General features: G+C 72.5%; 19 protein-coding genes and 3 pseudogenes. 6 read left to right on the top strand and 16 right to left on the bottom strand.

Going from position 1 to position 20,495, the window contains the following annotated elements:
- Window positions 1–45 precede the first annotated feature (45 nt).
- Window positions 46–315, bottom strand: coding sequence for a hypothetical protein (locus ACFZDE_RS34315; RefSeq protein ID WP_391206925.1), 270 nt, complete (start codon window positions 313–315; stop codon window positions 46–48).
- 309 nt (window positions 316–624) lie between these two features.
- On the opposite strand from ACFZDE_RS34315, the gene ACFZDE_RS34310 reads away from it, so the two are divergent.
- On the top strand, window positions 625–2,082 hold the full coding sequence (locus tag ACFZDE_RS34310; RefSeq protein WP_391206922.1) for a hypothetical protein: 1,458 nt from the start codon (window positions 625–627) through the stop codon (window positions 2,080–2,082).
- 49 nt (window positions 2,083–2,131) lie between these two features.
- On the opposite strand, the gene ACFZDE_RS34305 is transcribed toward ACFZDE_RS34310, so the two are convergent.
- Window positions 2,132–2,992, bottom strand: a complete 861-nt coding sequence (locus ACFZDE_RS34305) for a hypothetical protein (RefSeq protein ID WP_391206919.1) — start codon at window positions 2,990–2,992, stop codon at window positions 2,132–2,134.
- A gap of 369 nt (window positions 2,993–3,361) precedes the next feature.
- Here ACFZDE_RS34305 and ACFZDE_RS34300 point away from each other — a divergent pair, with 369 nt between their 5' ends.
- Together ACFZDE_RS34300 and ACFZDE_RS34295 are read left to right on the top strand one after the other, a co-directional pair.
- A complete protein-coding gene (locus tag ACFZDE_RS34300; protein ID WP_391206916.1) occupies window positions 3,362–4,042 on the top strand; it encodes a hypothetical protein in 681 nt (226 codons plus the stop codon).
- 164 nt (window positions 4,043–4,206) lie between these two features.
- Window positions 4,207–5,113 (top strand): annotated as a pseudogene (locus tag ACFZDE_RS34295) (aldo/keto reductase family oxidoreductase).
- Between the two features lie 29 nt (window positions 5,114–5,142).
- Here the strand turns inward: ACFZDE_RS34295 and ACFZDE_RS34290 are convergent.
- The 7 genes from ACFZDE_RS34290 to ACFZDE_RS34260 all read right to left on the bottom strand — a co-directional run bounded on the left by ACFZDE_RS34290 (window position 5,143) and on the right by ACFZDE_RS34260 (window position 11,180).
- On the bottom strand, window positions 5,143–6,381 hold the full coding sequence (locus ACFZDE_RS34290) for an amidohydrolase family protein (protein WP_391206913.1): 1,239 nt from the start codon (window positions 6,379–6,381) through the stop codon (window positions 5,143–5,145).
- 43 nt (window positions 6,382–6,424) lie between these two features.
- Window positions 6,425–8,101 (bottom strand): ABC transporter substrate-binding protein, encoded by a 1,677-nt coding sequence (locus ACFZDE_RS34285; RefSeq protein ID WP_391005229.1) that lies wholly within the window; start codon window positions 8,099–8,101, stop codon window positions 6,425–6,427.
- Between the two features lie 305 nt (window positions 8,102–8,406).
- A complete protein-coding gene (locus ACFZDE_RS34280; RefSeq protein WP_391206910.1) occupies window positions 8,407–8,559 on the bottom strand; it encodes a hypothetical protein in 153 nt (50 codons plus the stop codon).
- Window positions 8,560–8,730: 171 nt separating this feature from the next.
- A complete protein-coding gene (locus tag ACFZDE_RS34275; RefSeq protein WP_391206908.1) occupies window positions 8,731–9,411 on the bottom strand; it encodes a hypothetical protein in 681 nt (226 codons plus the stop codon).
- Window positions 9,401–9,916 carry a SigE family RNA polymerase sigma factor gene (locus ACFZDE_RS34270; RefSeq protein WP_391207038.1) on the bottom strand — a complete coding sequence of 172 codons (516 nt, stop codon included), beginning with the start codon at window positions 9,914–9,916 and terminating at the stop codon, window positions 9,401–9,403. Before ACFZDE_RS34270 ends, ACFZDE_RS34275 begins: the two co-directional genes overlap by 11 nt.
- Before the next feature lie 197 nt (window positions 9,917–10,113).
- Entirely contained in the window at window positions 10,114–10,902 is a 789-nt protein-coding gene (locus ACFZDE_RS34265; RefSeq protein ID WP_391206902.1) for an MHYT domain-containing protein, read from the bottom strand.
- Between the two features lie 125 nt (window positions 10,903–11,027).
- Complete coding sequence (locus ACFZDE_RS34260; RefSeq protein ID WP_391206899.1) at window positions 11,028–11,180, bottom strand: hypothetical protein; 153 nt, start codon at window positions 11,178–11,180, stop codon at window positions 11,028–11,030.
- 42 nt (window positions 11,181–11,222) lie between these two features.
- Here ACFZDE_RS34260 and ACFZDE_RS34255 point away from each other — a divergent pair, with 42 nt between their 5' ends.
- From ACFZDE_RS34255 to ACFZDE_RS34245, 3 genes are all read left to right on the top strand, one after another.
- Window positions 11,223–11,507 carry a hypothetical protein gene (locus tag ACFZDE_RS34255; RefSeq protein ID WP_391206896.1) on the top strand — a complete coding sequence of 95 codons (285 nt, stop codon included), beginning with the start codon at window positions 11,223–11,225 and terminating at the stop codon, window positions 11,505–11,507.
- A gap of 97 nt (window positions 11,508–11,604) precedes the next feature.
- Window positions 11,605–12,246, top strand: coding sequence for an FtsX-like permease family protein (locus ACFZDE_RS34250; RefSeq protein WP_391206893.1), 642 nt, complete (start codon window positions 11,605–11,607; stop codon window positions 12,244–12,246).
- 269 nt (window positions 12,247–12,515) lie between these two features.
- Complete coding sequence (locus tag ACFZDE_RS34245) at window positions 12,516–13,430, top strand: S41 family peptidase (protein ID WP_391206891.1); 915 nt, start codon at window positions 12,516–12,518, stop codon at window positions 13,428–13,430.
- Here the strand turns inward: ACFZDE_RS34245 and ACFZDE_RS34240 are convergent.
- The 7 genes and pseudogenes from ACFZDE_RS34240 to ACFZDE_RS34210 form a co-directional block, all read right to left on the bottom strand.
- A pseudogene (locus ACFZDE_RS34240) lies at window positions 13,362–14,047 on the bottom strand (transposase); the annotation flags it as partial. The gene ACFZDE_RS34245 and the pseudogene ACFZDE_RS34240 sit on opposite strands and share 69 nt — an antisense overlap.
- Before the next feature lie 22 nt (window positions 14,048–14,069).
- A pseudogene (locus tag ACFZDE_RS34235) lies at window positions 14,070–14,367 on the bottom strand (RacP protein); the annotation flags it as partial.
- Between the two features lie 390 nt (window positions 14,368–14,757).
- Complete coding sequence (locus ACFZDE_RS34230) at window positions 14,758–15,132, bottom strand: hypothetical protein (RefSeq protein ID WP_391206889.1); 375 nt, start codon at window positions 15,130–15,132, stop codon at window positions 14,758–14,760.
- 55 nt (window positions 15,133–15,187) lie between these two features.
- Window positions 15,188–16,156, bottom strand: a complete 969-nt coding sequence (locus ACFZDE_RS34225; RefSeq protein ID WP_391206887.1) for an NADase-type glycan-binding domain-containing protein — start codon at window positions 16,154–16,156, stop codon at window positions 15,188–15,190.
- 1,409 nt (window positions 16,157–17,565) lie between these two features.
- Window positions 17,566–18,108, bottom strand: a complete 543-nt coding sequence (locus tag ACFZDE_RS34220) for a phage tail protein (RefSeq protein ID WP_391206885.1) — start codon at window positions 18,106–18,108, stop codon at window positions 17,566–17,568.
- Entirely contained in the window at window positions 18,105–20,015 is a 1,911-nt protein-coding gene (locus ACFZDE_RS34215) for a putative baseplate assembly protein (RefSeq protein WP_391207035.1), read from the bottom strand. Before ACFZDE_RS34215 ends, ACFZDE_RS34220 begins: the two co-directional genes overlap by 4 nt.
- A gap of 48 nt (window positions 20,016–20,063) precedes the next feature.
- Complete coding sequence (locus ACFZDE_RS34210; protein WP_391206883.1) at window positions 20,064–20,492, bottom strand: GPW/gp25 family protein; 429 nt, start codon at window positions 20,490–20,492, stop codon at window positions 20,064–20,066.
- Window positions 20,493–20,495: the final 3 nt, after the last annotated feature.

Raw genomic sequence — 20,495 nt, 5'->3', positions numbered from 1 at the left:
GCTGAGGTGATACTCGATCTTCCCGTTCCCTGGCGCTGAGTTCGATCACGACGGAAGTTCCCCGGCCCCCGTGGCGGGCTGCGCGGGCCGGGACATGTCCTGGGCGCAGCGTTCGAGGAAGGGCGGGGCCTGGAGCTTGCGAAGCCGCTGCTGTGCCTCGTCGCACCACTTGTCGGTGAGCGCCGTATGCCCCGAGCGCCGCAGGACCAGGCCGTAGTCGTGCTCCAGCAGCGCGGTGTGCAGCAGGGGCGCGTCCGCCCCGTGCAGGGCCGCCGGGCCGTGCACGAATGTGGTGCGGCCCCCCAGGGACATCACGAGCTGTGCCGGTCCGCTACGACAGGTGGCGGCGTACCGGGGGCTTCCGTCTGCCGGGGCAGCATCGCGCCAACAGGTGGTGTCCTGCCAGATGTTCACCCGCCCTGTCGACAACCGCTCGACTCGTTTGGGGACTTGTCCTCTTCGCGCCGTAAGCAGCCGCATGGCGGCGGCACTTCGCCCCGCGCACGTTCGGTGCGCAGTGTCGCGCCGGATCCCCGGAGCCTGGCCTTCGCTACCTAACGGTTATGTAGGGTGCGGTCGCGGTGTCCCGGTCCGGGCCTGCTTCCCCCACCCAAGAGATCTCCCATGAAACGCGTCAAGGGCACAGGTCTGTGCTCACTGGTCTGCACCGCCGCGCTGTTCGTCACGGGATGTGCGGACACGGCCCCCGAACCGGCCGGAGCCGCGTCGCGGGCGGAGGCTTCCGCCCCCGGCCCGGCGGGGGAGCGGTCCGGGGAACCCGGCCGCAGCTCCTCCCGCGACGGCTCCTCCGCCCCAGCCTCCTCCGCCGCCTCCGGCGGCACCGAGCGGCCCGGGAGACTCCCGGTCACCTCCGGTGGAAGCGGCAAGGACGGCACGGCCACCGTCACCCGCCCCTCCGGCGGAGCGTCCGGCGGGGACCCGGCAGCCCGGGTCACCCTCGTCTCCTACGACGCCTCCTCCCGCAAGGCCGTCGTGCGCCCCGGCACCCGGGGCCCGGCTGCTTCCCTGCGTAAGGGCGACGTCGTGGCCAGTGCGCCGACCGAAACCTCCCCCGAGGGCGCCCTGTTCAAGGTGACGGGGGTGGGGGCCGGGACCGGCGGGACGACCGAACTCACCACCGCCCCCGCGAGCCTGGCGGACGTACTGGGCTCCCGCAGCGCCGGCGGGACGGTTCCCGTGGCGCCGTCGGCCTGGACGGTGGAACCGCTCCTCAAGGGGCTGGACGTGGTGCGCGGTCTGGCCGGGGGCGGCACGGCGAAGGGGTCGGCGGGTGCGCACCGGCCCCTGCGTCTCGACTTCGACGCCCACGTCCCCATGCTCGGTGGCAAGCCCTGGCTGGAGCGCGAGACGCAGATCGGCGGGTTCTTCGAGATGACGCCCGAGGTCTCCTTCTCCTACGACGGCCGGGGCACCGCCGATCCCTCCGACGCCACCGCCTCCTTGAAGGTGAGCGGGCCCTACCGGGCGGGCTGGCGCCTCAAGGGTCCGGTCAGGGCGCCGAGGATCGCGCCCCGCATTCCCCTCGCGATGCTCGCCGCCTACCCGGTCGTCATGGTCGGCACCGTGCCCGTGGTGGTGTCGCTCAAGCTGAAGCTGGTCCTTCAGGTGCGGGTCGACGGCTCGTTGAAGGTGGACGTCGAGCAGACGACCGGCGGCACCATGCGGATCGGTACCGGGTACACCGGGGATTCGGGCTGGAAGGGCGACGCGCACGCCGACGGCAAGCCGGTGGGCCAGGGCACCGCCGAGGTGTCCGGCGACGGTGACCTGCGGATGCTGCTGGGCCCCGAGGCGAGCATCGGCCTGTACGACGCGGTCGGCATCGACGCGCTCCTCGGGCCGTACCTGCGGGTGAAGGCCGACCGGCCCGGGCTGGTGAGCGCGTCGGGGGACCGGCGCCCGGGGACGTGGAGGGTGAACGGCGGGGTGACCCTGGAGGGTTCTCTCTTCACCCCGATGCCGTTCACCCTTCTCGGTATCCGCCCCACGCCACGCCTGCTCTTCCCGCTCGTCACCGAGGAGTGGCCCCTCGCGCGGGGCAGTCAGCCGCCTCTGCCGTGAGGCGGTGGCGCGGCCCGTCCTGGTGGGCGGGCCGCCTGGCCGCCGTGGTTCAGGAGGATCCGCCGAGACCGGAACCCGCCGAACCCCACATGGCCTCCTCGGCCTTGGCCGCGTCGTACGTCTGCGCGGCCGGGGGAGTGGCCGGGGGAGTGAACGGCTTGCCGAAGTCGGACAGCAGCATCTCCAAGGTCTTGCCGTCCTTCGGGTTGGACGCCTTCAGGATGTACGGCTCTCCTTCGGTGGCGATGTGCAGGGTGATGACGTCCTTGTCCGACTTCACCTTCACGGACACGGTGTCGTGTCCGTCGACCGTCGTCTTGCCCGCCAGCTGGGCCGAGTCGGACTTGACGCTCTTCCTGAAGTTGCTGAACTCGCAGTAGCCCGAGAGCAGGCGCAGGGAGAGCGACTTGTTCGCGGAGCCGTGCATGTACTTGCCCTTGGCGCCGGGCACCGCCTTGAGGAGCGCCTTCCCCTCCTCACCGGCGTAGTAGGCGGCCTCGTCCTTCGGCTTGACCCACACCTCGTTGTTCTTGCGCAGGAGTTCCTGCGGGGCGTCGGCGCTGATGGCGACCGTGCCGGCGCAGTTGCCCTTGCGGTCCATGGTCAGATCGATGACGTCGGGCATCACCAGACGCAGGGTGGGTGCCGCCTCGGTGGCGGCCACCGCCTTGTCGACGATCGCCTTCGCGGAGAGCTTCTCGACCCCGTTCGGCTTCTTCTGTGCGGAGTCCTCGGCGCCGCCACCCGAGTCGCCGCCCGAGCCACTGCCCGCGTCCGCACTGCTGCCGGAGCCGCCCTTGTCCTTGTCCTTGGCCGGTTTGTCGCTGCCGGAGTCGCTCGAGCACCCCGCGGCACCGAGCACGGCGACCGCGCAGACGGCGGCGGCCAGCGCCTGGTACGTCCTTGCCATGACTGATCCCATCCTTGAACTCGATTCGGTGTTCACCGGCGGACCCGCCGCCGGTGCCGAACGCGGGACCATGTGAGCACGGGGCACTGACACCGAACGGGTAGGTGAAACCACCCCGGAGGCTCCTGCTCCGGATGACCGAAAGTACGAATTCGGCGGTAGGGGCGGATTGTTCACTGAGTGAATCGGATGCAAAGGGGAGGAACAGGACTAGCAGGTGTCATGGCCGGTGCAGTTGAACCGCTCAATTCCCGTGAGCAAAGGGACTTGAGGTGCCCGCCCCGTGAAGCGTGCATTTCCGATGAGCACTGCGTGTTCCGGTAAACCATCGCGACATGCGGGTCGAAAACGTACGGCTACCGTGTGTGAATGAGCGAGAAGATCTGGACCGCATTGCAGCGGACTTCTTCGGCGGATCTGAAACGGCGTGTGACCGTGGTCCACGCGCTACTGACGGACACGCCGAGAGCCACCGTCGCGGGTGCGGAGCGCTTCGCTCACCACAACGGCCACGGGGATTCGGCAGTCTGGTACTTCACCGCCGACGGCCGGATCCTGCTGATCACCCAGTGGCACAAGTCGGAACTGAACACCTACGGCGACCACGACGAAGCGGACGAGGACTTCGCCGTGCAGGAGTCCTACTTCGACGGCGTACCGGCGGACCTGGTCGCCCTGGTGCGCAACCAGCCCGAGACGACGGAGTCGTTCAACATCAGCACACGCCTGGACGGCAGCATCCACAGCGCCACAGGCGTCTTCTGGTTCGACCGTGTCCGCTGGCGGGTGGCCGACGGGCTCGTCGAGCACTGCCGCCGGAAGAACGTCGACCTGTACGCGGAATCGGGACTGTGCTGCATCGGTTCCTGCCTGCTCGGTGAGGAGTTCACCCCGGAGCGGTACTTCGCCCACCACCGGTGCGCCGACGACCTCGACGGCGTGGAGGGCCGCGGGGCGATGGACGCGATTCGAGCGGCCTTTGCCTCGGTCGCTCCACACGCCGGACCGATCCGCAGGTCAGAGCGGTGCGAAGAGGTGCTCAGCGACTGAAGCGACTGTCGTTCGAACATGCCGGGATGCCGGGATCCGGGAAATGATCAGGATTCTGAGCGGGGGATTGCGGGCGGCCGAGCCACCCGTGCGAGGCTGCCGAGGTGACGACCGAGAAGGACAGGACCCGGGACACGGGTGAGGAACGGCTGCTGTACGGGTGCATGGGTCTCGGCGGGGGCTGGGACACCACCCCGTACGGCGCGGCGGAGATCGACCAGGCCGAGGCGGCGATCCAGGCGGCGCTCGGCATCGGCATCACCGTGTTCGACCACGCCGACATCTACCGGCACGGCAAGTCCGAGGCGGTGTTCGGCGAGGTCCTCGCCCGCACGCCGCCTGCGCGAACGCATCGTGCTCCAGACCAAGTGCGGAATCCGGCTGGCCGGGGACGACCTGCCCGGCATGTACGACCTGCGCGGCGAGCACATCCTCCGCCAGGTAGAGGCCAGCCTCGAAAGGCTGCGCACGGACGTCATCGACGTCCTGCTGCTGCACCGGCCGGACCCGCTGGCCGACCCCGAGGACATCGCCCGCGCGCTGGGCTCGCTGCACCGGCAAAGGCTCGTGCGCGGCTTCGGCGTGTCCAACATGAGCGCCGCCCAGATCTCCCTGCTCCAGGCCCACCTGGACGTCCCGCTGGTCGCCGACCAGCTGGAGTTGAGCCTGGCCCGCAGGGACTGGCTGGAGGCCGGCGTGCTGGTCAACACCGCCGAGGCGGCCTCCGTCGGCTTCCCGGAAGGCACCCTGGAGCACTGCCGGGCGCACGGCATCCAGATCCAGGCGTGGGGCGCGCTCGCGCGGGGCCGCTACACGGGCCTGGAGGAGACGCCCGAGGAGCGGGCGACGGCCGCGTACGTCACGGCGCTCGCCGAGGCGAAGGGCACGACCCCGGAGACGATCCTGCTGTGGTGGCTGCAACGGCACCCGGCGCGGATCGCCCCGGTGGTGGGCAGCGCCCGCCCGGACCGCATCCGCGCCTGCGCCGACGCGGCCGTACGGGAGCCGGAGCTCAGCCACGAGGAGTGGTACCGCCTCTGGATCACGGCCCGCGGCACCGCACTGCCGTAGCCGGGGCTCGGGCCCGGGCCCCCGGGGGCTCAGTGGGGTGCGGTGCCTTCGGGCAGGTCGTTGCGGACGATCTGCCCGCCCTTCATGACGAAGGGGATGTCGTGGTAGGCGGAGGGGTCCTCGGGGTCGCCGGTGACGGCGATGAGGTCGGCGTACTTGCCGGGGGTGACGGAGCCGACGCGGTCCTGCCAGCCCATGCACTCGGCGCTGGTGAGGGTCGCGGCTCGCAGGGCCTGGAGGGGTGTCATGCCCCAGGCGCACATGGTGGCGAGCTGGCGGGTCTGCATGCCGTGCGGGAAGCAGCCGGCGTCGGTGCCGAAGCCGATGCGCACCCCGGCCTGAACCGCCTTGCGGAAGCTGAGGCGTTGCTGCTCGGTGGCCGCGTCGTTCTTGGCGCGCTGTTCGTCGTCGAAGTGGTCGGTGTGGTCGTTGAGCCAGTCGCTCCACCAGATGTCGGCGGACAGGTAGGTGCCGTGCTCCAGCATCAGCTCGATGCTCTCGTCGTCGAGGTGGGTGCCGTGTTCGATGGAGCGCACCCCCGCGCGGACGGCCCGCTTGATGCCCTCGGTGCCGTGTGCGTGGGCGGCGACATGGGCGCCGTACCAGTGTGCCTCCTCCACCGCGGCCCGGATCTGCTCCTCGGTCAGTTCCGGTGCGCCGGGGACGGTGCCGGGGGTCAGTACGGCGCCGGTGGCGATGAGTTTGATGACGTCGGCGCCGCCGGTGAGCAGTTCCCGCACCCGTTCGCGGACGTCGGGCACGTCGCGCACCGAGCCGAAGCGGTACTCGCGGGGCAGTTCGATCCCGGGGGCCAGGCCGGTGACCATGCCACCGCCGGTGGAGACGGTGATGTAGGCGCCCGCGACCGCCATGCGCGGTCCGGGCACGATGCCCTCCTCGATGGCGTCGCGCAGGGCCACGTCCACGAAGGCGTGGACGGCGCCGACGTCGCGGACGGTGGTGAACCCGGCGTGCAGGGTGTCGCGGGCGTGCGCCACCCCGTCCAGGGCCTGCCGGGCCCCGGACTGCCGCAGCTCCTCCAGGGGATCGCCGCAGGCCGCCGGGCCGACGAGATGCGTGTGCAGATCGATGAGCCCCGGAGCGAGCGCGACCGCACCGAGGTCGATCAACCGCAGCCCCTCCGGGACCGGTTCACCGGCCGGCCGCACCGCGGTGATCCGCTCACCCTCCACCACCACGACGTGATCGGGCAGCACCTTGCCCGCCTCGACATCCACCAGACGGGCACAACGCAGCGCGACAGCCATCCGCTTCCCTCTCTCCTTCTCTCCGGCGCACGGGGCGCCGTGGTCAGCGGCCGATCCACAGCCGGTCGTAGTAGGTGCCCGTCTCGCCGCGCATCTGGTAGTTGTGGATCTCCGGCCGCCGGGCGCCGAGGAAGTTCATGTTGGCGAGGAACACCGCGGGCGCGTCCCGGACGAGTTCCTCCTCGACCTGCGCCAGCAACGAGTTGGCCGTCTCGACGGTGCGGCTCCCGCGGGCCTTGGCGGTGAGCTCGTCCACCCGCTGGTTCTTGTAGCCGGTGTAGTTGTACGAGGCGTCCGAGGTGTAGTTGGACGACACCATCTCCAGGGCGCTGTTCAGTGTGACGTAGAGGCGGCTGCCGTACATGTCGCCCTCGCCCTTCGCGGTGATCTGGTCGAAGGCGGACTGGCCCATGGGCCGCAGGTCGATGTCCACACCGACCTCGGCCAGTTGCTGCTGGAGCACCTGGGAGAGCAGGGGCCACGGTTCCTGGGTGCCGAGGGGGAAGTCGAGCCTGAGGCGCCGGACACCGGCCTCGCGCAGCAGAGCGCGGGCCCGGTCCGGGTCGTGGGTGTAGGGCTCGGCCGTGCGCCGGTAGCGGTCGAGGTGCTTGGGGAAGGGGGAGCCCCACGGGTCGGACAGTCCGAAGGTGACGCGCGTGAGCTGTTCGCGGTCCACCGCCCAGTTCAGGGCCTGGCGCACCCGCCGGTCGCGCAGTTCCGGGCGCTTGAGGTTGAGCGAGAGCCACTGGTTGCCGCGGATCGGCACGGGGTGGACGAACTTCTCGCGGATGCCGGGGTCCGCGGTGAACCGGGCCGCCTGGCTGGAGACCAGTCCCTCGCCCAGGACGTCGACGCTGCCGCCGCTCAGCTGGAGCGACTGCATCGCGTAGTCGATGCCCCAGCGGTACTCGACGGTGTCGATGAGGGGGGTGCCTGGCCAGAAGTACTTCTCGAAGCGCCGGAAGGTGGCCCGCTGGCCCTTGCCGTCGTAACGCGTGATGCGGAAGGGGCCCGTGCCGACGGGCGTACGGCCGAAGGAAGTGCCCAGGCGGCGGATCTCCTCGGCGGGCAGGGCGGCGGTGTAGGGCTGGCACAGCAGCGCCGGCATGAGGACGTCCGGTTCGGTCAGCCGGATGCGCAGGGTGTGGGAGTCGAGGGCCTTCAGCCCGCTGACCCTCCTGGCCTTCTGCTCGTAGAACGCCTGCGCGCCCTCGATCCCGAAGAGGTAGCCGGACGCCCAGGAGGCGACGTCCGGGTCCAGGACGCGGGTCCAGCTGTCCACGTAGTCCTGCGCGGTGACCGGGCGGCCGTGGTGGAACCGTACGCCGCGGCGCAGCGGGATCGTGTAGGTCCGGCCGTCCCGGGACACGGTCGGCGGGGCCGCGGCGGCCAGGGGGGCGGGCCCGCCGTTCTGCCCGGCGTAGCTGTAGAGCGGGGAGTGCAGGAGCGTCGAGACGGCCTCCCAGCTGTGCACGTCCCAGCCGATCGCGGGGTCGTAGGACTGCGCCTGGGCCGCCCAGGCCGTGACGACCTTGCCCCCTCGGCGGGCGCCGGCCGGGTCGCCGGGGCCGGGGCCCCAACCGGTGACCTGGGCGGCGGGGCCGAGCCGCACCGGCCGCGGGTCGTCCCCGGTGCAGCCGCTCAGCAGCACACCGGCACCCGCGGCCGTGCCGGTGGCCAGGACCTGTCGTCGGGTCGGGGTGTGCAGCGGTCCAGCCATGGCTGTCCTCTCGTGAGACCGCCGGGCGGCGGCTGAGGGGGGCGGCGGCGTGCGGGGCGTTGTCGGTCGCGGCCGTCCGGCGTGCGGGGCGGGGGCCCGGACGTCCGGGGCGCCGCGAGGGGAGGGGGGTGGCACCGTCCCTCGCGGGTCGTCGAGTTGCAGGGAACGTAGCCCCGCCCGTTCGGTCATGTCAACGATTCACACCACCTTTATTGACCGATGCGTCAGTCGAAAACCGAGGGTGCGCAGGGCTCGGAACAAGGGGGTGCCGGATGCTGAACAGCAGGTGAGAGGGGTGGCGGTGATCATCGCACCCGTTCCATCAGGACGTAACCACTCGCTTCGGGGATGCGCGCCAGGAGCTTCCCGGCCGCGACCGCCCGCGGGGGCCTGCGGTAGGCGCAGGACTCGGTGAGCGCCGCCAGGGGACTCGGCGAGCGGCAGGACGCCGGATCCACGCACGGGTGGGCTCCTCGGTGGGGCGGGCGCCGATCCTCCCTGCGTACGGCGGTAAATCCGCAGGTCGCAGGGCATTGCATGGGGTTCGGAGGGCGACGCGGCGGCGTCTTCCCGCGCGTTCGCACCGGTGAAGTGCTCAATGCCGGTGAGCGGACGGCGGGGGGCGCCGGTCAGCCGCCGCCGGGCGGTGCGGTGCGGGCGGGCCCGGAGGTGGTCGTCACGGACGTCACGACCCGCACCTGGTCCCCCTCGCGGGCACCGGAGTAGTACCAGCGGGCGTCCGCGCCGGTCAGGCCCACCCAGTCGGGGGCCGTGCGCGCGTTCGCCGGGAGGGCTCCGACGTAGAGCCGTGACCCGTCGGCGGCACGCAGCTCGACCACGTACGGGATCCGGGCGTCGGGACCGTCCGTCCGGGCCGCGGAGGCGGACCGCGGCAGCACGTCGTACTTGGCGGTCACCGTCAGCTCGCGGCCCGCCGCGAGGGCGGTGGCGGACTGACGGCTGACGCGCATGACCCGGCCGCCCGCCGTCAGGGTGCGATGGTCCATGTCGAGCAGGCCGGCGCTCCCGGGGCTGGACAGGGGGACGGGAGTGGGCGTGCCGTGCGGTGCCGCGCTCGGGGCGCCGGCCGGAGTCCGGGGGAGGGCGCCGGTGTCCCCGGCGGTCGGGGTGAGCGCGGCGGCCACCGTCAGCGCGCAGGCCGCCAGAGTCGTGCCACCGAGCACCAGGGCCGCCCTGCGGCGGTGTCCGCGGCGCTGGGCGCGGGCACGGATCCCGGCCGGTCCCACAGTGGGAGCGGCCCGGTGCTGTCGCGCCAACTCGCGCAGGGCGCGGGCGAGTTCATCCGACACGGCCGCGCTCCCTCCTGGCGGGCCCGGCGGGCTCGTCGACGGCGAGATGCCGGGCCAGTGCCGCCCGCCCCCGGGCGAGCCGGGTCTTGACCGTCCCCACGGGCGCGCCGGTCTGGGAGGCTACCTGCTCGACGGTGAGGTCGCACAGATGGTGGAGCACCACGGCCAGACGCTGTGCCTCGGGCAGCCGGCGCAGCGCCGTGACCAGGGCGGCGCGTTCCGGGCCGGGACCGGGGACGGTCGCCGAGGGCGGGGTGCTGCGCATCAGTTCCAGCCGGCGCCGGGCGCGCCGCCAGCGGCTCACCGCCAGCCGCATGGCCACCGTCCGCACCCATGCCTCGGGCGCCGCGTCGGCCAGGAGGCTCCGGCGCCGGTCCCAGGCCCGGACGAACGCCTCCTGCACCACGTCCTGGGCCTCGCCCAGGTCCCCGGTGAAGGCGTAGAGCTGCCCGGTGAGCCGGGGGAAGGCGGCGGCGTACAAAGCGTCGAACTCGTCCTCGGTCATGCCCTCCACCGGATCCATGGGTCCCCCCCGCGTCTCGCGCGTCTCCGGCCCCCCACCGGCCTGCCGGGTCGCGCCCATCGGAGCACACCCGTCTGGGAAGACGATGAGGACGGCCGCGGGGATGCCCGGACGGTGCGACGAGCCGTCGCGCCGCAGGGACCGCAGGGACCGCAGGGACCCAAGGGACCGGGTTTCAACTACTTGCCACGTCCGGCCCGCTCGACCGCAGGCTGCGCCCGGTCGGCGCGCATGGTCTCACCGCCGTGGACGAAGGGGTCCAGCGAGAGGACGAGAGCGGTGAGCAGCAGCATGAACACGGGGGCCGTGAGCAGGGGCAGCAGCGTCGGTATCGAGGGGTGGCTGTGCGCGTCCCCGGCCGCGCTCGCGGGGCGGTAGGACAGCGCGTACATGGCCGTGTAGTGGGTCCCGGTGACCGCGGCCGCCAGGAGGGGACCGGCGACCAGCGACGACCTGGCCGTCCGTGGCCCCGTCGCCGCCCGGAGCGCGGCGGTGGCGGCGACGACCGCGACGACGCAGGACAGGACGACCATGGCACGGTCGGGTAAGAGGCGGCCGCTCGTGCGTACGGCGGTCATGCCGGTGAAGTGCACGGCCGCCACGCCCGCACCGGTGATCACCCCTGCCACGCCCAGCCCCGCCGGGCTCCTGCCGAAGTACCCGGCGACGAACAGGCCCACGCCCACCACGGCGATCGTGACGCCGAGGCCCAGGAACGACCGGTCCGCGTCGTACGTCAGATGCGTGCCGCCGATGGAGAAGCCCATCATGGCGACGGAGTGCGAGATCCACATGCCGCAGCCGGTCGCCGCCGCACCCAGCGTGAGCCAGCCCGGTCTGAACGCGGACCGGGGGTGCAGCGCCCGGGTCAGACAGCGCATCCCCAGGGACGAACCCAGCGCCGCCATCACAAAGGCGGCTGTCGGCGTCACCGCTCCGTACGTGAATCCGTCTATGTCGCCGGACATGCATCCCACTTCCAACTCGCTTACGAAGAAGGAGACTTTCGCGCGGGCGGGACTGGATCAAGCTGGGAGAGGCGTATGCGTAGCACTGATCAGTCTTTTGAGTAGTCGGTTCGCCGCACCGGTGGTCACGGCGCCACCGCGCTGGCCCTGCTGCTGGCCTCGGGCGCGGTCGCCTGCGGCGGCGAGGACGAGCCCGCCGCCGGTGGCAAGGCCGGTGAGCGGCCCGCCACGAGCCAGAACACGGCCGAGGACGACAGCAGTTCGGGCCCGGACGACACCGGCGGCTCGCCGGGGGACGACGACGGCGTCGCCTACGCCGCGTGCCTGCGCGAGACGGCTGTACGGCGCCCGATTCCAAGACCGCCGCGCAACCCAAGACGCCGGGCGAGGACTCCGTTCTCGACCGGGCGACGGCGGCGTGCGAGAAGACCGGCGACGCGCTCACCGAATACCTCAAGAAGGTCGCCATCGGTATCGCCGCGATGATCGCTGTCCTCGGCATCTCCGCGTCGAGCAGGGCCCATCTCGACGCGGCACCGGGAAGCTGGAGGGCGTCAACGCGTACCGCAACGCGCGCGTCGACGTGGCCGAGTCGAACGCCCTGACCGTGCCGGCGGCCGACGCGCACCTGCCGCGGACCCTGGAGGCCTCCTTCAGCCGGGGAGGCTGGCTCGACCGCGCCCCGGCCGGTACCCCACCACGGTGCTCGGCGAACGCGCGGCGAGCCGGCTGGGCGTCACGGCCCCCGGCGAACGCATCTGGATCAAAGACCGGTACTTCACGGTCCTCGGCGTCCTCGAACCGATGCCGCTCGTTCCCGAACTCGACACGGCCGTCTTCGTCTCCAGCGCGGCCGCGAAGCGCTACCTCGGCTACGACGGCCACCCCACCACGGTGTACGAGCGCTCCGCCGACGCGCGCGTGGAGAGCGTACGGCGACTGCTGCCGCGCGCCGCCAACCCGCAGGACTCGCGGTACGTCACCGTCAGTCGGCCCTCCGACGCGCTGAAGGCCCGGCAGGCGGCGGAGGCGTCCTTCACCGGACTGCTGGTCGGACTGGGCCCGGTCGCCCTGCTCGTCGGGGGGATCGGCGTGGCCAACACGATGGTCATCGCCGTCATGGAACGACGCGGCGAGATCGGTCTGCGCCGCGCGCTCGGCGCCGCCCGAGGGCACATTTCGCGGCAATTTCTCATAGAAGTTCGATTTCCCCGAGCTGGTGGCCCGGCCGCACGGCCCGCACCGCAGGTCGGGCACGCCGCCGCCCGTGCTGGAGTGGGCCGGCCTGCGGCTGGCCCCCTTCCGCCGGGAGGCCTACCGCGGACGGCCGCTCCCTGCGGCTGACGCCCGGCTGACGCGCAAGGAGTTCGCCGTACTGCACGTCCTGATGAGCGCGCAAGGCGGTGTGGTCGTGAGAGCAAATTTTCTGAACCGGAGTCGGCCGCGCACTGATCATCGGAAGTTGGGGTCATCAATAGATCGACTGGTTTGGCTGACTGGGAGGGCACATGGTTCGGGGGCGTTTGCCGCGATTAAGGGCTGCTGGGTTGGTGTGTGTTCTCGCTGCTGGGGCTGGGTGCTCGGGGGAGGAGGCATCGACTCCGGGGGCGGCAATGTCTGACAAGGCCCGGTCCTACCTGGTCACCACGTTGGACCTCATGGAGGACAAGGCACTTCGCCGCCACGATGTCGACTGGGATGAGATACGGCGAAAAGCCTTCACCGAAGCTGGCAGCGCGCAGCGTCCTGGCGATACCTATCGGGCCATCGAGGCGGCTCTGGACAGTTTGGGGGACGGGCACAGCGGCTTCAGCGACCCGAAGAGGGCGAAAGAGCTGCACGGGGACGAGCAGATCCGCAACCCTGTGGAAGGGCGGGCGTTGGCCGGCCGCATGGGGTATCTGTCGCTCCCCGGCGTCCTGGGATCTGAGAAGGTCTATCAGCAGTACGTGCGGGAGGGGCGAGATGCCGTGGCGAAGGCTGATCGTCCGAACGCTTGCGGTTGGGTCATAGACCTGCGCCGCAACCGCGGTGGCAATATGTGGCCGATGCTTGCCGTCGTGGGACCGATCCTCGGTGACGGTGACGTCGGGTCGTTCGTCGATGCGGATGGCAAGAAGACGGTGTGGTCCATCGAGAAGGGCAGCCCTCGTCTGGACGGTGATTCCACCGGATGGGGAACAAGTCCTCCCGTAGGCGGCGGATCAGCCCCTGTTGCGGTACTCACCAGCCGTTCCACTGCCAGTTCCGGGGAGGCGGTGACTGTGGCCTTCCGCGGGCGCCCTGTTACGCGATCCTTCGGCGAGGACACCACAGGCGTCCCCACCGGCAACGTAAGTCACCGACTGTCCGACGGGGCCATTCTCAACCTGACAGAGGTGATGGATGCCGACCGCACGGGGCGTGCATACGACAGCCCCATTCCGCCTGACCAGCCAGTCGTCGACAATCTCGGGCGCGGGGGAAGCAAGGATCCCGTCCTGGACGCTGCAACGAAATGGTTGTCCGCGCAGCCTGGCTGCGCGTAGGCGGGCTGGGTGATCAGCTGGCCGGCGCCGGTTTCCTTGGCCGGCTGGGGGTGGCGGCTTTCCGGGCGAGGCGCCTGGTCATGAGGGTGATGGCGGCCCAGGTGATCAGGGTCTCGGAGTGCTGGATGTGCCGTTCGTAGTCCCTGCGTAGGCGGAGTCGGCCCACACCATTGTGATCTCGGGGTGCATCAGGCGGAGGCGGAAGGGGACTTCCTTCGCGGCTGAGGCGTCGTGCAGGTCGGCGGGGGTGACCATGACCATGAGGGGCAGGCCGCGGGTGTCCACGACCAGGTGCCGTTTGCGGCCGTTGATCTTCTTGCCTGCGTCGTAGCCGCGGGTGGCCTTGGATACGGTTTCGGCGGCCTTGACGCTCTGAGAGTCGATCACGGTGGCGACCGCACGGGGGCCTTTGCCCATCGCGCGTGGGAAGTCGGCGAGCAGGGCCCGCCATTTGCAGCCGGTGTCGACCACGTAGCGGATGGCGTCGACGATCTCTCGCCGGGGTGTTTCTCGGGCCGGCCGCCGCGGCTGGTCTCGCAGGCCGGCTCCGGCAAAAGCGGTTCGAGCAGAGCCCGTTCCGCGTTCGTGGTATCGGAGGGATAGCGACGCTGACGCATGGCTGTGGCTTCCCTCCGGATCGCGGAACCCGGTCAGCTTCTCGGTGAGCACGGCCCGTTCGTATGCCTCCAGCGCGGCGCGCTCCGCGCCGAGCTGGTAGCCGTCGACTCTGGTCCAGATCAGCGGTGGCCAGCTGTTTTCGGCGATGATGTCGCGCAGGGCGGCCAGCCCCGACCTGACCTGGCTGGGAGACAGCCCGCTGGCACGGGTCAGCTGGGGGAACAGCAGTCCCGCTGGCCTGGCCTCGAACAGCACGAACCGCAGGGTGTCCGCGTGCCGTTGGGCGGCCCTCGCCCCGGCGCCGCGATGCGCGGGGCACGATTCCATCGTCCGCGCCCACGACGGCACGCTGCTGGCGACCCCGCTGCGGCCGGGTGGCCTGGAGGTGGCGGTGGGACTGCCGGGCGCGGCGCGGGCCGGGGGCGTGGTGGAGCGACGTCGAACTGCTCAGGAGAAGTGAGCGGTGTGGTGGCCCGTCGCGGGGCCGGCGGACCACCACTGTCCCCGTTGCCGTTGCCCGATACCTGCACACGGAGTACGGGACGAGGCGGGAGGACCGACGACCCTGGCAGCCGTGACCGCGGCCGTCAGGGCGCCCGACCGCGCACCGGTCCGCGGGACGCGGAAGAACCGGTGCGCGGTGCCCGTGCCGATCCTGCCAGCGAGCAGGGGCGCGGCACCCTGGGGTTTTTGCCTAGGGCGACACTGCTCAGACGTCGTCGCCCCTGGAAAGGACACCCGCCGCCCATCCGGTACCGCGCTGTCTGTCGGCGCGGGCGATGGCGCGGGCGAACTCCTCGCAGAACAGGGGGAACCAGTCGTGGAAGAGGTCCTCGACCGCGGTGCGGTAGTCCTCCGCGCCGGTGTGCTCCGGCTTGAGCAGCGAGCCGTCGAAGGAGACGCACTCGCCGAAGTACCAGGACAGGCAGTCGAGAAACCCGTCCTCGAACGGATCGGGGGAGACGGACAGGGAGAATCCGCGGGCGAGGCGGAAGCGGCGCCAGTACTCCCCGAAGTGGCAGACCTGGGACAGCTCCTCGCGCCATGGTTTCGCGAGGAGTTCCCACGCGACCCGAGACTGCATCGAACTCCTCCGGACGGAACGGGCGTTGACTGCGGATCGCCGGCGCGACCGGTGCTCACGACAGCAGTGAGAAGAACTCCAGCTCGCAGACGGTGACGTCCTTGCCCTTGTCGGAGGGATACACGTCGGTGATCTCGATGCGTACGGTCTTGATGGCCGTGGCGTTCTTCAGCGGGAACTTCTGCGGTTTGGCCGTGTCCTTGAGCTGGAGGCGCATCTGCTTCTCGTTGGTGAAGGTGAGCAGCATCTGACGCGGCCGGCCGTGATCGGTGAACGCGTCGGCGGCACCGGCGGTGACGATGAGCTGGTCGAGTGCCACGACGCGGTCGAACTCCACCACCAGGACGGCCTTGCGGGCGCCGTCGGGGGAGCGGGAGTCGAACGGAGCGGCCCAGTACGTCGCGGTGTTGAGGTCCACGAGGTGCTTCGGATCGCTGCCCTTGACGGAGTCCATCGTACGGACGCCGGAGGGGCGGACCGGGTCGTACTGGGATTCCAGGAAGCCGGTGGCGGTCCTGCGCAGCGAGGCCGCCTGGTCGTTGACCGTGTTGCGGAACGGCGCGTAGGTGGCGTACAGCATGCACGACAGGCAGATGACGACGCCCGCGACGACCTTCGCCCTGGCCCACAGCGCGGCGAGGCCGCCCCCGGGGGCGGGGGCGGGCTGGGCCGGCTCGCCGGTGACGCTGTCCAGCGGTACGACCCGCGGGCCGCGCCGCCGCCGCAGCCGGTGCCACCAGGGTGTGCGGGCGACCTGGGCCTCCCGCAGCTCGTGCCCGCAGCGGGCGCAGAACCGGCGGGTGGGGGTGTTGCCCTGTCCGCAGTCACCGCAGATCAGATCGCCCGGGCGGATCGTGTTGCTGCGGGGCGTGGGCCGGTGGCGCCGGGCCGGGCGGGGCTGCTGGGCCTGCGGGAGGACCACGTCCGGTTCGCTGTCGAGCAGCTCCTCGTCGTCGGCCGACACGGAAGGGGGCAGCGGCACGATCAGGGCGGCGTCCCGGTCCCGTGCGGCGGCCTCCGGCACGGTCGGCAGAGGGACGGTGTCCTCGTGCCGCGGAGCGCCACCGGGCGCCCCCGACGGGGCCGTGCGGGACGGGCGCGGGAGAGCCCCCACGCCGGGCGGGCGGGGAGGCCCTTCCCGGCCCGGGGGGCGTGGGGGTACGCCTGCGCCGGGTGGGGTGGTCAGGCCGGGGGGAGGGGGAGTCCCGCCTGCGCCGGGTGGGGTGGTCAGGCCGGGGGAAGGACGTGTCCCGCCTGCGCCGGGTGGGTCGTCGGGGCCGGGCGGGTGTGACGGGACGCCGCCCGGGCCGGATGGGCGCGGGGGTCTTCCCAACCCCGGGGGGTGTGGCGGCGTGGCTGCTCCGGACGGGGTGGTGAGGCCGGGAGGGCGTGGCGGGGCGCCCGTGCCGGGTGGCTGCGGCGCGGTGCCTGGGCTGGGTGGGCTGCTGCCCGGACCGGGTGGGCGGGGAGGGCCTCCCGACCCCGGTGGGGTGTTGAGGCCCGGTGGGCGTGCTGGGGTGCCCGTGCTGGGTGGGTCGTTGAGGCCGGGTGGGCGTGGGGGAGGAGTGCCCGGCCCCGGTGGGCTGCCGAGGCCCGGTGAGCGCGGAGGCATGCCTGCGCCGGGCGGGGTGCCAAGCCCCGGTGGGCGCGGTGGGGTGCCCGTGCCGGGTGAGTTGTTGAGGCCGGGTGGAGGTGAAGGAGTGCCCGCCCCCGGTAGGCGTGGAGGCATGGCCGCGCCGGGCGGGGTGCCGTGGCCGGGTGGGCGTGATGGGGTGCCCGTCCTGGGTGGGTTGTTGAGGCCGGGTGGGCGTGGGGGAGTGCCCGCGCCGGGCGGGGTACCGGGGCTCGGTGGGCGTGGTGGGGTGCCCGTGCCGGGTGGGTTGTTGAGGCCGGGTGGGCGTGGGGGAGTGTCCGGCCCCGGTGGGCTGCCGAGTCCCGGTGGGCGTGGTGGGGAGCCCGTGCCGGGTGGGGTGCTGAGACCCGGTGGGCGTGGGGCAACGCCCGGGGGCGGGGGGCCGCCGAGGCCTGGGCCGCCCAAGCCTGGCGGGCGGGGAGGGCCGCCCAAGCCTGGCGGGCGCGGGGGGCCGCCCTGGGGCGGGGGCCCGCCGAGGCCCGGGCCGCCGAAGCCGGGCGGGCGGGGAGGGCCGCCCGGGCCAGGGGGGCCGCCCGGGCCCGGGGGGCGGGGGAAGGCGCTCGGTGGGGGGACTGCTACCGGGGTGCCTGTTGCCGGTGGGTTGAGGAGGCGGGCCGTGCCCTGTACCACCCGGCGGAGCAGGGGGACGGGCGGGGCGGTGGCCGTCTGTTCGGCCTCCTCCTTCACCTCCGGGGAGATCTCCGGCGCCGTGCGCGTACCCGACCACTCCAGGAACGCGCCGCAGGACCCGCAGAAGTCGTCGGCGTCATGGTTGCGTCCCCCGCAGCGGCGACAGACGATCATCGGCGTACCACCTCCGTGCGATACGGGACATGGGCCGGCATGCACTGCCGCGTCAGCGACTCCAGGTCGAGGGCGCCGGGCTCCTCGTCCCCCGTCGCCACCGTCACCCGCAGCACCGCCGTCTCCGGCAGATCCGCGGGGAACGGCCTGCCGGGCGTCTGCGAGGTGAACACCCCACCGGAGTCGAGCAGTTCCACCGCACCCCCGGTCGCCAGCGCCAGCTGCTCGCACACACCGCCGACCGTGCCGCGGCTGCGGTGCGCGGCCAGCGCCTCCCGCGTCGCCGCCCGCTGCCGCGCCACGGGCCACTTCTCGTCCAGCCGCGTGCCCAGCCGTTCCGCCAGCCACGCGAGGACGTCCGGCGGGGTGAGCCGCGGATCCAGATACGCCTCCAGACAGTCGAGCGTGCTGATCACCGGGGCGATCACCTCGTCCCAGCCCGCCGTCAGCCGCACCGTGAAGGGGTCCTCGCGGAACACCCCGGGCAGCAGATCGGCCAGCGAGTACGGGCTGCCCAGCCCCTCGACCGCCGCCCTCACCGCCGCTCCTCCACCCGGATGTGATGGTCGTAGGAGACCACCAGGCTGTTCGGCGGCAGATCGATGCGCCGGCTCTCCTGCCCCCGCTCGCCCGTCACCGGGTTCGCGGCGAACAGCCGTACGTCGTCGACCAGATCGACCCCCGGCACCCGCTGGAGCAGCGCGAAGATCTCACCCACCTGCACCGGCCGCCCGAACGGCCAGCCGGTGCCGGCCGGCCCGCCGCCCGGCAGCGGATCCAGGAACCGGTACAGCGCCTCCTCGGCGTCCTTGCGCACCCGGTCCCCGGTGGCCCGGTGATGGGCGGTCATCCGTGCCACCACGGTCACGCCCCGGTACAACGGCGGCTCGATCATGACCAGGGTCCCCACCAGCCGTGCCCGCTCCAGCCGTTCGGCGACCCGGTCGAGGGTCTTGCGCGCCGGCACCAGATGCTCCAGGCGTACGCGTTCACCGGCCGGCGCGGCCGGCACCACCAGCAGCCGGACCGCCCCGGGCCGCTCGTCGGGCAGCAGCCGCACCCGCGCCAGCTCCGGCGCGGCCTGCTGCGCCAGGGACTCGAAGTCGTCCGCCGTCACCGCCCGGCTGCTGCTGCGCAGCACCAGCGGCGCGCGGGACACCGCCTCGGCCAGCGTCTCCCCGTCGGCCCCGCCCCGGGCGGGCGCGCGGTTCTCCACCCCGGCGACGAACGGCAGCGACGACAGCAGCGAACGCACCGCGCCCGCGGGCACGTTGCCACGGGCCCCGCCGCCGACCGCGAAGCGGCGCAGCCGCACCGTGGCACCGTCCACCGGCACCGCCCCGTAGCGGCGCAGACTCCCGTCCGGTTCCCGCACGGCCGGCCCGAGCAGCACCTCGCCGGCCATCGCGTCCAGCACGAAGTGCCGGTCCTCGGGCCCGCTGCCGGAGAAGTCGTCGACGCGGGCCCAGGTCTCCCACACGGGGTCGTCCCCGCGCGGGGCGATCTCCAGGACGGGATCGCCGTACGGAGCGAGAACCGGCCCCCGGGGCACGGCGAAACGCTGCCCCGGGACCCCTTCCGCGTCGTCGAGGTACTCCCGGTCGACGACCTCGACGTTGGTGGCCCAGGCCGTCACCCCGACCGTCACCGTGCTCAGCGCGTGCACCACGGGACTGGAGGTGTAGCCGGGCAGGCCGGCCGGCGGCTCCACCACCCGCGCCCGCAGCCAGGCCGCGGTCCGGCCGCCCAGCACGGCGGTGTCGTGCCCCTCGGGCACATGCACCACGATGTCCCCGGCCCGGTTCAGGCCGCCGGTGCCGTCCTCGGACACCTCGCACGGCGTCCACACCGAACCGTCCCACGCCTCCCACACCAGCGGCGGCGCCTCGGGGTCGACGCCCACGCCGTCGATACGGCCCTCGAACCCGACGCGCACCGCGCAGCCCGGCACGGCCCGCTCCAGACCGAGCAGCAGGGCGTCCCCGGTGCGCGGCGGCGCGCCGAACGCGGCGAAGGGCACCCGCACGCCCTGCGCGCCGAACTCCCGGTCCTGCGGGCCGTCGTCACTCTCCGCCTGGGTCAGCACCTGCGTCAGCCGGCCCGGCACCATCGTCGCGTCGTGGTCGGTGCGGAAGGAGACGGCCTCCTCGGTCTCGGTGCGCACCGTCGCCACACGGGTGCCGCCGCGCACCACCAGCGGCGCCTCGGTGACCGGGGACGTCGACCAGAAGGTGACCGGCGTGCGGGCCGCGGCGGGCGGCAGCATCCGCAGCCCGATCAGATCGAGGAACTTCACATACAGCCGGTCGGGCACCTGGTTGAGCCGGTGGATGATCTGGTCCGCCATCATGGCGAACGTCTCCACCAGTGTGCTGCCGGGTTCGGAGGGGTTGTGGTCGGTCCACTCCGGGCAGCGCCGCGCGATCAGCCGCCGCGCCTCGTCCATGAGGTCGGTGAAGCGCCGGTCGTCCAGGTCGGGGGTGGGCAGCACGCTCTACCGCCCTTCCGTGTCGGACCCGGCGGGCAGGTCGTCGTCCGGCAGCGCGTAGAACGGGAAGACCATGTTGCGCGGGTCGCCGGAGTCCCGGGGCGTGTAGGTGATCTCGATGTTCACCAGGGTGGGGTGGTCCGCGTCGGGCCGTGCCCGTACGGCGTCGACGCCGACCCGCGGTTCACAGGCGGCCAGCGACGAGGCGACCTCGCGGGCCAGGGCGTCGAGGGTGTCCGGGTCGGTGCCGGCGAACACGTAGTCGCGCAGCCGGGATCCGAACGCGGGGAGCATCGGGCGCTCGCCCGGGTAGGTGGTCAGGATGAGTTTCATGGACTGCTCCAGCAGCGCCGCTCCGCTCACCGTGCGGATGCCGCCGCCGGTGCCCGCGCCCAGCGGGAAGGCACAGCCCGTGCCGATGTGGTCGTTGTTCACCGC

Source organism: Streptomyces sp. NPDC007929 (assembly GCF_042959065.1).
Taxonomy (GTDB): Bacteria; Actinomycetota; Actinomycetes; order Streptomycetales; family Streptomycetaceae; genus Streptomyces.
This window is presented reverse-complemented; position numbering and strand designations above follow the sequence as displayed.

Excerpts from the sequence above, each read along its gene's own strand:
- ACFZDE_RS34310 (WP_391206922.1), top strand. The coding sequence starts at position 625 with ATGAAACGCGTCAAGGGCACAGGTCTGTGCTCACTGGTCTGCACCGCC.
- ACFZDE_RS34305 (WP_391206919.1), bottom strand. The coding sequence starts at position 2,992 with ATGGCAAGGACGTACCAGGCGCTGGCCGCCGCCGTCTGCGCGGTCGCC.
- ACFZDE_RS34300 (WP_391206916.1), top strand. The coding sequence starts at position 3,362 with ATGAGCGAGAAGATCTGGACCGCATTGCAGCGGACTTCTTCGGCGGAT.
- ACFZDE_RS34290 (WP_391206913.1), bottom strand. The coding sequence starts at position 6,381 with ATGGCTGTCGCGCTGCGTTGTGCCCGTCTGGTGGATGTCGAGGCGGGC.
- ACFZDE_RS34285 (WP_391005229.1), bottom strand. The coding sequence starts at position 8,101 with ATGGCTGGACCGCTGCACACCCCGACCCGACGACAGGTCCTGGCCACC.
- ACFZDE_RS34270 (WP_391207038.1), bottom strand. The coding sequence starts at position 9,916 with ATGACCGAGGACGAGTTCGACGCTTTGTACGCCGCCGCCTTCCCCCGG.
- ACFZDE_RS34265 (WP_391206902.1), bottom strand. The coding sequence starts at position 10,902 with ATGTCCGGCGACATAGACGGATTCACGTACGGAGCGGTGACGCCGACA.
- ACFZDE_RS34245 (WP_391206891.1), top strand. The coding sequence starts at position 12,516 with ATGTCTGACAAGGCCCGGTCCTACCTGGTCACCACGTTGGACCTCATG.
- ACFZDE_RS34230 (WP_391206889.1), bottom strand. The coding sequence starts at position 15,132 with ATGCAGTCTCGGGTCGCGTGGGAACTCCTCGCGAAACCATGGCGCGAG.
- ACFZDE_RS34215 (WP_391207035.1), bottom strand. The coding sequence starts at position 20,015 with ATGGACGAGGCGCGGCGGCTGATCGCGCGGCGCTGCCCGGAGTGGACC.